General features: G+C 36.9%; 13 protein-coding genes. 2 read left to right on the top strand and 11 right to left on the bottom strand.

The genetic code is table 11. From position 1 onward, the window contains the following. Nucleotides 1-26: 26 nt before the first annotated feature. Nucleotides 27-1619 (bottom strand): M20/M25/M40 family metallo-hydrolase, encoded by a 1593-nt coding sequence (locus A8L32_RS05560; RefSeq protein ID WP_066628695.1) that lies wholly within the window; start codon nucleotides 1617-1619, stop codon nucleotides 27-29. 210 nt (nucleotides 1620-1829) lie between these two features. On the opposite strand from A8L32_RS05560, the gene A8L32_RS05555 reads away from it, so the two are divergent. Together A8L32_RS05555 and A8L32_RS05550 are read left to right on the top strand one after the other, a co-directional pair. After that, nucleotides 1830-3422: a hypothetical protein gene (locus A8L32_RS05555; protein ID WP_066628692.1), complete on the top strand. Its 1593-nt coding sequence runs from the start codon at nucleotides 1830-1832 to the stop codon at nucleotides 3420-3422. Further along, nucleotides 3412-3969 (top strand): hypothetical protein, encoded by a 558-nt coding sequence (locus A8L32_RS05550; protein ID WP_066628689.1) that lies wholly within the window; start codon nucleotides 3412-3414, stop codon nucleotides 3967-3969. The genes A8L32_RS05555 and A8L32_RS05550 overlap by 11 nt, the downstream gene beginning before the upstream one ends. A 69-nt stretch (nucleotides 3970-4038) precedes the next feature. Here A8L32_RS05550 and A8L32_RS05545 read toward each other — a convergent pair whose 3' ends face one another. The 10 genes from A8L32_RS05545 to A8L32_RS05500 form a co-directional block, all read right to left on the bottom strand. Continuing rightward, nucleotides 4039-4515: an NADH-quinone oxidoreductase subunit NuoE family protein gene (locus A8L32_RS05545; protein ID WP_066628684.1), complete on the bottom strand. Its 477-nt coding sequence runs from the start codon at nucleotides 4513-4515 to the stop codon at nucleotides 4039-4041. A gap of 15 nt (nucleotides 4516-4530) precedes the next feature. Further along, nucleotides 4531-6306, bottom strand: a complete 1776-nt coding sequence (locus A8L32_RS05540; RefSeq protein WP_066628677.1) for an NADH-dependent [FeFe] hydrogenase, group A6 — start codon at nucleotides 6304-6306, stop codon at nucleotides 4531-4533. A gap of 21 nt (nucleotides 6307-6327) precedes the next feature. Then, nucleotides 6328-8121: an NADH-quinone oxidoreductase subunit NuoF gene (locus tag A8L32_RS05535; protein WP_066628675.1), complete on the bottom strand. Its 1794-nt coding sequence runs from the start codon at nucleotides 8119-8121 to the stop codon at nucleotides 6328-6330. 6 nt (nucleotides 8122-8127) lie between these two features. Continuing rightward, nucleotides 8128-8535 (bottom strand): (2Fe-2S) ferredoxin domain-containing protein, encoded by a 408-nt coding sequence (locus tag A8L32_RS05530; RefSeq protein ID WP_066628669.1) that lies wholly within the window; start codon nucleotides 8533-8535, stop codon nucleotides 8128-8130. 102 nt (nucleotides 8536-8637) lie between these two features. Further along, the gene (locus tag A8L32_RS05525; RefSeq protein ID WP_066628667.1) at nucleotides 8638-9186 is read right to left on the bottom strand and encodes an ATP-binding protein; all 549 of its coding nucleotides are present in this window, start codon (nucleotides 9184-9186) and stop codon (nucleotides 8638-8640) included. Next, complete coding sequence (locus A8L32_RS05520) at nucleotides 9187-9942, bottom strand: PHP domain-containing protein (RefSeq protein WP_066628665.1); 756 nt, start codon at nucleotides 9940-9942, stop codon at nucleotides 9187-9189. It lies immediately after the preceding gene. Nucleotides 9943-9951: 9 nt separating this feature from the next. Beyond that, a complete protein-coding gene (locus A8L32_RS05515; protein WP_066628664.1) occupies nucleotides 9952-10287 on the bottom strand; it encodes a DRTGG domain-containing protein in 336 nt (111 codons plus the stop codon). Further along, nucleotides 10274-11644, bottom strand: a complete 1371-nt coding sequence (locus A8L32_RS05510) for a [Fe-Fe] hydrogenase large subunit C-terminal domain-containing protein (RefSeq protein ID WP_066628662.1) — start codon at nucleotides 11642-11644, stop codon at nucleotides 10274-10276. The genes A8L32_RS05515 and A8L32_RS05510 overlap by 14 nt, the downstream gene beginning before the upstream one ends. A gap of 8 nt (nucleotides 11645-11652) precedes the next feature. Next, nucleotides 11653-12072 (bottom strand): ATP-binding protein, encoded by a 420-nt coding sequence (locus A8L32_RS05505; RefSeq protein ID WP_066628660.1) that lies wholly within the window; start codon nucleotides 12070-12072, stop codon nucleotides 11653-11655. A 5-nt stretch (nucleotides 12073-12077) separates the two neighbouring features. Continuing rightward, nucleotides 12078-12422: a DRTGG domain-containing protein gene (locus A8L32_RS05500; protein ID WP_066628655.1), complete on the bottom strand. Its 345-nt coding sequence runs from the start codon at nucleotides 12420-12422 to the stop codon at nucleotides 12078-12080. Nucleotides 12423-12442 lie beyond the last annotated feature (20 nt).

The following is a 12442-nucleotide window of genomic DNA, read 5'->3' as shown; positions in this document are numbered from 1 at the left end:
ACGGGGTTAAATATTTACTCAGTCTTTTACTTTTTCTCCAATTCTTCTTCGTAAGCAATATCCCATAAATTAAAATAAGCAGCTCTAATTATCTCTGTAGTTTTATGATAATCAACCTTGCTAACTTCATCCTGCGGTTGGTGATATTCATCGTGCCAACCAGCAAAAAAGTATCCTATTGGAATTCCTTTTTTCGCAAAGGGAGCAAAATCACTTCCTCCTGTTGGCTTTTCCTTGGGTCTAAACGTAATATCCAGCTGAACATCATTTTCCTTAACAGAGTTGGCTATAGTTTTTTCTAACCGATTGTAACCACTGGTGTAAATAAAATGAGCCTTATTTTTTAATGAATCCTTCTTCCCATTACGACTAATCATATCAAAATTTAGATAATATTTAATCTGACTCGAATCCATGCTCTCCACAAAATAACTTGAACCCAATAAACCTTTCTCTTCTGCTGTCCACGCAGCAAAAACCATAGTTCTCTTAGGCTTTACTCCACTCTCTTTAAAAGCTTTGGCTAGCATCATTACACCTACAGTACCTGAAGCATTATCATCAGCACCATTAAATATTTGACCATTGTATTTTCCTAAATGATCATAATGCCCACCTACAACTACATATTCATCTTCAATCTCTCCTTTTATCATTCCCAACACATTGCTCGATTGAATTACATTAGATTGACTGCTATAAGAAAAAGCAACTCTTTTTTCGATCTTAGCTTTTACTGGTTTTTGAGTATTTACGGTCAAATTTCGCCACTCACTAACTGTTTTACCAGATTCTTTAAGTAAATAATCTCCTATTCTTCGCGATATATATACCGATGGTAATACATCGTCAACTTCACCTACTAACTTAAGTTGATAATTATAGTATGAATCTAATGGAGCATCCGACTCCATATGCTTATTTCTATATCGAAGTTTTTTGTTTTCTGCGGAATAAAGCATCTCCTGATCATCCTCTCCAATTACAAAAATTGCTCTTGCTCCTTTGGCTTTCAGATTATCAATTCTATCTCTATATATTTTTCGGTAAGGCTTATAGTCTTTAGGATTAGGTAAGAACTTTTTGGCTAATTCAGATTCCGGATCATGAACTCCGGGATAGCTTCCTAAAATTACCACAATCTTATTTTTAACATTCAAACCTTTTAAGTCATCATACCCTATTTCTTGATCAGATATACCGTAGCCAGCAAAAACCAGTTCCGTTTCAATATCAAATCCAATATCCGAACGAACATTACATGTATAATCAACTTTATGATTTAAGGATATACTTCCTGAAGTCTCAATAATCTCAATATTAACTTTATCCTCTTGTCCGAATTTTATTAATGGAAACGTTTGAAGAAATGAGGGACGATTATCGTCGATACTAAATGGCTCCAATCCAACATACTGATACATTGAAGCAATATATTGTGCAGCCATTTCTATACCCAGAGTTCCTGGCTCGCGCCCTTCAGTAAAATCTGAGGCTAAAAATTCAAGTTGAGTTTTAACTCTACTTTCGGTTATGGCTTGGTAACCTTTCATTTTTTCTTGTGCGAATAAGCCTGCTGAGATAATCAGCACTACTAAGGTTAGTGTAAGGAGTTTCATTTTGTCAGATAAGAATGTTTATAGCGCATAAATATTGCAATTATTTGGGAGATTAAGAAATTTAGATGCTTTCACTCAATTAATATGTTGAAGCATTTGTATTATGGTCTAAGATAATACTAGATTGTAGACAAAATTAATAATGCGTCGAATTGACATTCAATCATTTTACTACTAACTTTATATGTACATTTTTAATAAAATAAAGTCATGTATCGTTATGTTGTTTATATTATTGTAATGATAATTACCTGCACGTGCAGTTATAAAATAACCAACAAAAAAGAAGTCTCTAGAATAGAAGCTCTTAATACTGATTCCATTCCTGACAATTATATAAAAGTTCATCTTAATGATGGAAAGCTGGCTGTTTTAAGCAAATTTAGTTTTAACGAACAACAAAAGTATATCATAGGGTATGGCGATCTATATACACCCGAAAGAGAACTTATACCATGGATCTCAAAAAAGCATCCTCTTAACTCATCAAAAAATACAAACAAGTTTTATCACGATAAAGAATTAGTAATTCCCTATGAAGAATGTATACTTGTGGAGACAAATGAATACAAGGGATTTAATGTTATTTCACCACTACTGTTGTCTCTTTCTACTTTTACAAGTACTGCAACAGTGCCTTGTCTTTTTGATCCTAAAGCTTGTTTTGGATCTTGCCCAACCTTTTACATTTATAATGACAATAAAAAAGTACTAAAAGCAGAGGGATTTTCTTCAAGTATAACAAAGTCGATGGAGGCAACTGACATTGATTACTTACAAGATATTTTAACAACAGACTCAAATAGGGATTTTAAACTAGAGTTGATGAATGAAGCTTATGAGACACACTATATTCGTAGTTGTGATTTATTAGTGGTTCCTAAAGATTTTGGCGAGCACGTCTTTTATAATGACCATAGTTTTTTTATTACTTCTGATCTATCGAAACCAATCAGTGTTAATGATACAAACTCCGAAGTGTTAGACCTATTGCTGTACGATGATAATAAAGAATACTTGCCCGTTTGTGATAAAGACAACTTAAATACAAAACAATCTGTAATAGTTGAATTTGATGAATTCGACGCAGAAAATTCAGGAATTGTTATCGTGCAACGACAATCGTTTATGACTACATTTCTTTTTTATCAATCAATGGCATATATGGGATCTAAAGCTGGAGAATTACTTGCTAGGTATGAACGAAGCTCTATGTTTCTTAAAGATGCTTACAAATCAATTAATGAGGTTCTTGGCGGGGTAGAGGTAGAGGTGTTAATAAATGGTAAATGGAGAAACATAGGATGTATTAAGGAACAAGGGCCCATTGTAAATGACAAGCACATACTTCCTATTCGTAAAGAAGGAAAAATTACAAAAGTTAGGTTAACAATGACGCAAGGCTTATGGCGTATAGATCAAATTGGTGTTTGTAAAATATACAGAAAAGAAAAGCCGGTTGTTATTCAAGCTTCAAGTTTAAAGAAGCTCAATGTAGAGAACTGCGATCTTTTGGAGAAAATAAATCACGAAGAAAAAATAATAGTTAATCTTCCTGGAACATCCTATACATTAACTTATCGTCTACCACCATACAAAAGCGCATCCGTATTTTTAAAATCCAGAGGTTTTTACACAGAATGGATGAGAAGGGAATGGCTGGCTGAAGAAGATGAAAAGATGGTTTCTTTAATGATGCATAATCCAAACAAGTGGTTAAAACTTATGGCACCTAAGTATAAAACTATTGAGCCAGAAATGGAAAGATTGTTTTGGTCAAGTAAATACGCACATGTACACTAATTGGATAAAAATATTATTATTATTATTGTCCTACTTAATAACCTTAGTTGGTTGTAGTTCAAGAAGAGGCCTGATACCTAACGATAAGTATCAGGCACGAACACACCCTTATGGTTCATTTATTGAATTAAAGCTTAAAAATGATAGTTACTACGGAGAATTGATCGCATTTGACAACGTTCAAGTTTGGATTCTCACTGATAGTGGCGTACGCAATAACCCCTTACAGGATTTAGAGCAATTCAATATTGTTTTGACAAAGAAAAAAACTAAAGCATATTCGAAACTATTGGGATATTCATTAATTCCCTCACTGGCTGGAGCTTTAATCCACCCTGAATATGCCGAAAGTTTCCTTGCTGTGGGATGCATTACTGTTATAGCAGGGGGATTGGCCGTCGTAATTGAATCTGGTAGAAAAAACCAAATACTCACTTACCCAACCGATGGAAATGATATGATGTTTTATTCAAAATATGCGAGATTTCCGCTCGGCATACCCCCTAATGTAGATATAAACACTCTTAAACCGTGGTGGAACAAGTAAGGTAATAAAACAAAAAAAACCCGTTCCACTTAAGCAGAACGGGTTCCATTATACTTTTAGCCAAGTATTTTAGTTATACTCAGATAAAATATCTTTTACATCTTCAGGTGCAACTCGTCCGTAAACTTTTTCGCCTACAGTTACCACAGGAGCTAAACCACAAGCTCCTACACAACGTAAACTACTAACAGAGAATTTTCCATCAGGCGTAGTTTCTCCAACTTTCACGTCTAACAAACGCTTAAATTCATCCAATACTTTTTCGGCACCACGAACATAACAAGCTGTTCCCATACAAACAGAAACAGGATGCTCTCCTTTAGGTGTCATTGTAAAAAATGAGTAAAACGTTACCACTCCATATACGTGAGCAATGTTTACCTTTAATTCGTCGGCAACAATCTCTTGTACTTCTGCAGGCAAGTAACCAAAAATCACTTGGGCTGCATGTAATACATTAATTAATTCGCCTTTATCGTATTCAAACTTTTTGCAAACATCCTTTAATTCTTGGACTTTGCTATCAGCTAATTTTATTTCTGCCATTATAAGAGCCTCCCGTTAGTCGTTTTTAATTTCTACTTTCTTCTTTTTATCAAAATAGTGGGTATGAAGTAACTTGTGCGACAATTCACCACATGGTTCTCCTAAGAATTCATCATACAACTTAACGATGAATGGATTCTCATGCGACTTACGAATTTCTTTACCTTCATCCTCACGATAGATGGCAGCAGCTCTTTTCTTTAAGATACCGGTATCACCATGGTGATAAGGCTGACCACCTCCACCAATACAACCTCCAGGACAAGCCATAATTTCAATCGCATGAAATTCTGATTTCCCTGCTTGTACATCTTCAAGAAGCTTACGTGCATTCCCTAAACCATGCGCAATACCTATTTTAATAGGAAGACCATCAAAATCAACCGTAGCAGAACGAATACCATCAAAACCACGTAAAGCTTCAAACTCCACTTTTTCAAGTTTCTTTTTGGTATGTACTTCGTAAGCAGTACGAGCAGCAGCCTCAATAACTCCACCTGTATTGGCAAAAATTACTCCAGCTCCTGTAGATTCACCCATTGGGTTATCAAACTCCTCATCATTCAAATCGCCAAAGTTTATATTGGCTCCTTTAATCATTTGAGCTAATTCACGAGTCGTAATTGATAAATCAACGTCAGGATTACCATCCACCTTAAATTCATCACGACCAGACTCATATTTCTTCGCCAAACATGGCATTACAGAAACCACGACTAAATCTTCGCGCTTAACACCCATTTTATCGGCTAAATACGTTTTAGCAATTGCTCCAAACATTTGTTGTGGAGACTTAGCTGTAGATGGAATATCTAACATATCTGGGAAATTACTTTCGAAGAAGTTAACCCAACCAGGACAACATGATGTTAGGATAGGAAGTTTTACATCCTTATCGCCAGCTAAATGCTTTTGTAAACGACCTAACAACTCAGTACCTTCTTCCATAATGGTAAGATCGGCAGCAAAGTCTGTATCAAATACTTTATCAAAACCAAGCTTTCTAAGCGCAGAAGCCATTTTACCCGTAACAATATTACCAGGCTCCATACCAAACTCTTCACCTAAAGCAACACGTACCGCGGGAGCTGTTTGTACAATCACCGTTTTTGTTGTATCCACCAAAGCATTTAACACTTTACGGGAATTATCTACCTCAGAAAGTGCTCCTGTAGGACAAACTGCCACACACTGACCACAATACGTACAAGTAGATTTTTCTAAATCCATTTCAAAAGCTGGTGCTACAACCGACTCAAATCCACGATTAATAGCCGATAAACAACCAACAGTCTGAACCTCGTTACACATCATTTCGCATCGGCGACACATGATACATTTATCAACATCGCGAATGATAGCTGGAGATTTATCTTCTTTATAACACGACTGCTCTCCCTCGAAAGGAATTTCACGAATACCCAAGTCCTGAGCCATCGTTTGCAAGTCGCACTTACCATTTTTAACACAAGTTAAACACTCTGCTGGGTGATCAGAAAGAATCAATTCCATCACAGTACGACGTGCATTCACTACTCTTAAAGAATGCGTATTCACAGCCATTCCTTCTGTACATTCCGTTTTACAAGCCGGTGCTAAATTCCTTCGTCCTTCAACTTCAACTACACATACACGACAACCTCCAGGGTTATTTTCAACGTTTAGATCGTGTAGTTTCATGTGGCACAGAGTAGGTACATCAACACCCACCGATTTTGCCGCATCTAACAATGTAGTACCCTTTTCGACTACTACAGGTTTGTTATCTATATTTAATTTTACAATATCCATTGTTATAAATTCTTTTGGTAATTACTGGATGCTGATCGCATTAAACTTACATTTATCCATACAAGCTCCACACTTAATACAAGCTACTGTATCAATTACATGTGGCTGCTTTTTGTCTCCTGCAATGGCATCAACAGGACAAACACGAGAACATAATGTACATCCCACACAAGTTTCTTCGCTAATTACATACTCCATTAAGTCTTTACATTGACCTGCAGGACACTTTCCATCTTTAACGTGAGCCATATACTCATCCTTAAAGTTATCCATGGTAGAAAGTACAGGGTTTGGAGACGTCTGTCCCAATCCACAAAGCGAAGTATCTTTAATTACATTACCTAAGTTACGTAGGATACCCAAATCTTCTTCGGTAGCTTTTCCTTGTGTAATTTTATCTAAAATTTCGTATAAACGTTTATTACCCACTCTACACGGAGCACATTTACCACAAGATTCTTCCACGGTAAAATCAAGATAAAACTTAGCTACAGAAACCATACAGTCATCCTCATCCATCACAATCATACCACCCGATCCCATCATAGAACCACATGCTAATAAGTTATCGTAATCGATAGGAATATCCAGGTGTTTCTCCGTTAAACATCCTCCCGAAGGACCTCCTGTTTGAACAGACTTGAACTTTTTACCATCCTTAATTCCACCACCAATATCAAATATTACCTCGCGTAAAGTAATACCCATTGGCACCTCGATTAAACCAACATTGTTGATTTTTCCTGCCAAGGCAAACACTTTAGTACCTTTACTTTTTTCCGTTCCAATAGAAGCAAAATACTCAGCTCCTTCGTTAATGATTACTGGAATATTCGCAAAAGTCTCTACATTATTTACGTTGGTTGGTTTTCCTTTATATCCACTTACCGATGGGAATGGAGGTTTTACAGTAGGCTCACCACGCAAACCTTCCATAGAGTGAATCAATGAAGTTTCCTCTCCACAAACAAATGCACCTGCACCATAACGAAGTTCAACATCAAAATCGAAACCAGTTCCAAAGATATCTTTACCTAAAACGCCAAGTTCACGCGCTTGCTCAATGGCAATTTTTAAACGATCGATAGCCAAAGGATATTCAGCACGAATATAGATTAAACCATTGCTTCCGCCAATACAGTATCCACAGATAGCCATCGCCTCAAGTACAGAATGCGGGTCTCCTTCTAGGATAGAACGATCCATAAATGCACCTGGGTCACCCTCATCGGCATTACAAACCACATACTTCTCGTCATTCTCTACTTGATTGGTAATTTCCCATTTTAATCCTGTTGGGAAACCTCCACCACCACGACCTCTAAGTCCTGAATCTTTAATTATTTTAATAGCTTCTTCAGGCGTCATTTCAGTCAGCACTTTTCCAAGAGCCCCATACCCATCACGCGCTACATACTCATCAATATTTTCTGGGTTGATAAAACCACAGTTACGCAAAGCAATACGAATTTGCTTTTTGTAAAAACCCATATCCTTAGAGTCTGAAACATGCTCTTTGGTTTCTGGGTCGGTAAATAACATACGTTCTACCTTACGCCCTTTTACACAATGCTCAGAAATTATCTCACCAGCATCTTCTGGTGTTACAGAAACATAAAAGGTGTTATCTGGGATCATTTTTACGATAGGGCCTTTTTCGCAAAAACCGAAACACCCCGTACGTACTACTTGAATATCATTTTCCAAACTGTTATCAGCAACAGCTTGCTTAAGATTTTCTACAATCTCTTCACCTTGTGAAGCACGACAACCCGTACCGCCACAAACTAAAATGTGATTTTTATAATGTGCCATGCTCAATTACTTTTGGTTATCTTCGTCAGGAGTTGTATAATTTGTTGGAATAATGCCATCTAGTAGCTCACCTCCAACAATGTGCTTTGTAATTACTTCACCAGCTTTTTTAACATCTACATTTCCGTAAACAACTGGGTCGTTACCTGGAAGATGAACTTCAATAGTTGGTTCTGAGTGACAATATCCCATACAGCCCGTTTGGGTAACAACTGCATCGATAGCTCTATTATCCAGCTCTTCAATCAGATAATTCATTGTTTCTTTAGCACCTGAAGCAATTCCACAAGTTGCCATTGAAACCTTGATCTGAACCATTTTTTCAGGACGATCGCTATTTTCACGCAAGGTAATCTTCGACTGAAGATCTGCCCGCATCTTTTTAAGATCGTCTAAGGTTTTTACTTTTGCCATTTTGCTTTTATTATAGTTTGTAAATCGTTTCTTATTTTTAAGATATAAAGTACAAGACATAAGTATGAGCACCTACAATTTCTACTTTACACCGATGATGAACTAAAGCTCTACCCCAATTTCCGTGAGGTTTTCGCCAATCATTTGTTTTAAGAAGTTTATTACACCGGGTTCTGTTATAGGAACACCATCCAGTGCATCTTTCACTTCTCTACTATCAAACTTAAATTCTTCATCATTTAATTGATGGATATAAAGAAATTCCACCGTTGGATTTCCTGATACCATCAAGCTAATTGTTCCTGACAAATCTCCCAATGGAGGTCTGTCAATATGTGAACGAACGAAGGTTGCCGTTATCGTAGTTCCTTTGTCCAGTTCTGATATTATTTTTAGATTTCCTTCCGACATTTCTGCATTTTGCTGCAATAACGGAATACCCAACCCTACCTTTCTTGTTTTTCTCGAGGTAAAAAATGGATCTAAAGCATTTTTTACGGTCTCCTCATCCATGCCACACCCATCATCTTTAACTACTAATATCAATTGATCCTCTGCCGATTTTTCTTCAATAGAAACTTCTACTAAAGAAGCTCCTGCTCTTACAGAGTTACCTATGATATCGAGTATATGCATTGATATGTCACGCATTTATTTCGTTTTTAGGTTTAGCTTTAAAACTTTTCTTCCTGCTTCATTATTTAAAGCCATTTTCATTTCGCTAAATGATGCCTCTTTTAACCAAACTGAAGTATATGTACTTCCTATTTGCTCTGGCATATGGGCATCTGAACTGGCAATTACAGTGTAATTTTTCACCCAAGGATGCTTAGTTTCAAATTCCCTTATATTTACATTTGTACTCACTTCTACACCATTTACAGCAACGTCTGGCGATAAAAAACCAAGCTGACTGGTTACGCTAAACCTTGATTTATCTACATGAGCAGGAATAAAAATTCCTCCACGTTTATTTACCTCATCAGCCACTTCATCCAATGTTACATCCAAGCCTACAATCAACAAGCGCTCTTCCTCTCCTAATATACCTCCATCTCTATCTACCCAAACCTGATCTCCAAATAACTCAGGTTTATTTTTAACTACAGGTAAATGCTTATCTAAATAGTTTTGAAACTCATTTAGCTTATCCAAATTTTCAAAGAACACAAGACCATGCACCTCTTCTTTTGTATTTATTTCAGCACCACACAAAACAGAAACACCTGCTTCTTCTCCTAATGCCTTTACTACCTCACATTGCTTGGTCGTATTATGATCAACAATTCCTATCATGTCGATCTTTTCTTCTTTTGCTCGTTGAACTATCACATCGGGACTCATCTCCAAGGTCGCACATGGCGATAACACAGTATGAATATGTAAATCAACCCGATATTCTTTCATCGCTTATGTCTATTTCTTCAACAAGCCAAACAATTCACCAGACATCTCAAAAGTTTCCAAATCCGTACCTAAAATTGGAATCCCTTCTTCATTGCTTTGCTCTAAAGCAGCTTGCTCTGGCTTATATCCTTTTACCAAAATTACTGCTGCCACTTCTTTTAAAGAGGCAATTGCCATTATATTTTTGTGGGTTTGTAATGTTATCCAAACTTGGTTCTCATCCACATTCCCCATCACATCACTTAGTAAATCAGAGGTGTATCCTCCAACTACTTCGTTATCTAAACCCTGTTCTCCACAAAAAACTTTTAAGTTGAGTTGCTCAACCAAATCACATACCTTCATTTTTTGCTCCTATCTTTTTACAGTCTTTATCTAATCTATCTTTACCCCATGTTCTTTCGATAATTCGGATAGCATGCTCGCTACTCAGCTTTTTACTCTTTTCCATCATTCGTTGCAAGAAAACACAGTTCGAAAGATTTGCTTTTCGTTGCACTATATCCTCTGCCAAAGCCTGACAACTAGGGGAGCCACAAGCTCCGCAATCGATTCCGGGTAAATAACACATTAAGTTACGAATTCGCTCCATCTTCTTCAATGCCTCAGCAAAATCTTGATCTAAAGACATGGCAGGAAGAGGATTTACCTTACTAATAAACAAATCCTTATCCTCAATAATTTCTTTATGCTCTTTCCAATTAATATCACCCGTTTCACTTTCGAGCTGTTTAGCCCTTCGCTTCATCCTGTCTACCGTTAAAAAACGATTTCCGTGAAGTAATACTCCGCCTGCACAACCCTGATCACACGCTCTCAGCTCGAGATAATCTACTTTAGGAATTTCATCATTCTCCAGCCGCTCTAAAAACTCAATAACATTATGAATTTCATCTACGGCCAAACATCTACCTTTCATATTATCCGCTTCTCCACGCGTTATGCTCCACTGAATGGATTTACTAGATAGGTGAGGTAACACCGGTAATTCTCGCTCGGAATCTTTATTATTTTTTATTTTAGTATAGAGTTTATTATAGAGATACATCATATTAATAACTCCATTTATGGCAGCGTACTCATCATCAATTCCTTTAACCGCTGCTATTTTTGCCGCACAAGGGGTAACGTAAAAAATTCCAATCTGCTTATCGGGTACACCCTGATTTTGTAATAACTTACGATAAAATGCTGCAGAAGCATCAACAGGTGGTTTTACTGATGCAATGTTATCAATTAAAGAAGGAAACTTAACCTGAATCAATCGAACCACCGATGGGCAAAAGGTAGAGATGAGCGGTTTATCTTCATTCATCTCCATCTGATCATCGATCAGTTCATTAAGCATATCCACCATAAATTCAGCCTGAAAAACATGGGTAAAACCCAATTCTTTCATCATGCTAAAAACCTCCTCCTCCGTAATTGAAGTAGGAAACTGACCAGTAAAAACAGCTGGTACCAACGCTACACGATACTCGTAATCAAATATATTATCTAAATCGTCCTGCTCTACATAAATGGCATCTACAGGACATACTTTTAAACATTCTCCACAATCAATACAGCGTTTCTTTAAAATTCGAGCAATGCCGTCGTTTATTCGAATGGCATCAGTTGGGCACACGTTCATACAGTGCGTACAACCGTAACAAATATCCTTATCTATTTTTAAGGCATGATATATTTGCTGCTTACTCATTCAGTCGCTTACTGATTTTTTAAATAGGTTTTCATTTCAACTCTTGTCCCTTTATCTACTTCACTGGAAACCTTTAACTCATCTACATTTTTTTTGATATTAGGCAAACCCATACCAGCTCCAAAGCCCATTTCTCTAACTTTTGAAGATGCCGTAGAAAAACCTTCTTGCATCGCTAAGTCAATATCTGGAATCCCGGGGCCGTTGTCATCCAAAACAATATGAATATGTTCTGCATTCACATTAACTGTGATGACTCCACCATACGCGTGTGCCACAATATTTACTTCGGCCTCATATAACGCTACAACGGTTCTTTTTACAATTTTAGGATCAACATTGAGTTGTTTCATTGTTTTTTTAACCGCACTGGACGCATTACCTGCTTTGGTAAAATTTCCACCCTCTACTTCATATACAAATTCCATAAAGCTTAATATACAGGTGAAAGACCAGCAGTATACAATTTGCCTACCGCGTTAAACATTGAATACTTACACCTGATTAAAACTAAGTCTTCCTCTTGCGCCAATTCGAGCATTTGCGGTGTAACTTGCTTGTTACGAACAAATAAAATGCATTTTACATCAGCCATCTCTACCGTTCGGATGGTTTGCATATTAGCTAAACCAGTAATTAAAACCATTTCGTCTGTATCCAAAGTCAATACATCGCTCATTAAGTCACTGGCAAAACCACGCGTAACAAACTCATCTATATGACTTTCGCCACAAACAACTTCCGCATCCAAAGTATCTACAATCTCTCTTATTTTCATTCACATGGGGCTTAAGTTAT

The sequence above is a fragment of the Labilibacter marinus genome (genome assembly GCF_001659685.2).
In the GTDB taxonomy this organism is placed as follows: domain Bacteria; phylum Bacteroidota; class Bacteroidia; order Bacteroidales; family Marinilabiliaceae; genus Saccharicrinis; species Saccharicrinis marinus.
This window is presented reverse-complemented; position numbering and strand designations above follow the sequence as displayed.

What these genes read in the sequence shown, in the direction of transcription:
- A8L32_RS05560 (WP_066628695.1), bottom strand. Translation starts at nt 1,619, where the DNA reads ATGAAACTCCTTACACTAACCTTAGTAGTGCTGATTATCTCAGCAGGC.
- A8L32_RS05540 (WP_066628677.1), bottom strand. Translation starts at nt 6,306, where the DNA reads ATGGATATTGTAAAATTAAATATAGATAACAAACCTGTAGTAGTCGAA.
- A8L32_RS05525 (WP_066628667.1), bottom strand. Translation starts at nt 9,186, where the DNA reads ATGCGTGACATATCAATGCATATACTCGATATCATAGGTAACTCTGTA.
- A8L32_RS05550 (WP_066628689.1), top strand. Translation starts at nt 3,412, where the DNA reads ATGTACACTAATTGGATAAAAATATTATTATTATTATTGTCCTACTTA.
- A8L32_RS05510 (WP_066628662.1), bottom strand. Translation starts at nt 11,644, where the DNA reads ATGAGTAAGCAGCAAATATATCATGCCTTAAAAATAGATAAGGATATT.
- A8L32_RS05500 (WP_066628655.1), bottom strand. Translation starts at nt 12,422, where the DNA reads ATGAAAATAAGAGAGATTGTAGATACTTTGGATGCGGAAGTTGTTTGT.
- A8L32_RS05545 (WP_066628684.1), bottom strand. Translation starts at nt 4,515, where the DNA reads ATGGCAGAAATAAAATTAGCTGATAGCAAAGTCCAAGAATTAAAGGAT.
- A8L32_RS05535 (WP_066628675.1), bottom strand. Translation starts at nt 8,121, where the DNA reads ATGGCACATTATAAAAATCACATTTTAGTTTGTGGCGGTACGGGTTGT.
- A8L32_RS05520 (WP_066628665.1), bottom strand. Translation starts at nt 9,942, where the DNA reads ATGAAAGAATATCGGGTTGATTTACATATTCATACTGTGTTATCGCCA.
- A8L32_RS05515 (WP_066628664.1), bottom strand. Translation starts at nt 10,287, where the DNA reads ATGAAGGTATGTGATTTGGTTGAGCAACTCAACTTAAAAGTTTTTTGT.
- A8L32_RS05555 (WP_066628692.1), top strand. Translation starts at nt 1,830, where the DNA reads ATGTATCGTTATGTTGTTTATATTATTGTAATGATAATTACCTGCACG.
- A8L32_RS05530 (WP_066628669.1), bottom strand. Translation starts at nt 8,535, where the DNA reads ATGGCAAAAGTAAAAACCTTAGACGATCTTAAAAAGATGCGGGCAGAT.
- A8L32_RS05505 (WP_066628660.1), bottom strand. Translation starts at nt 12,072, where the DNA reads ATGGAATTTGTATATGAAGTAGAGGGTGGAAATTTTACCAAAGCAGGT.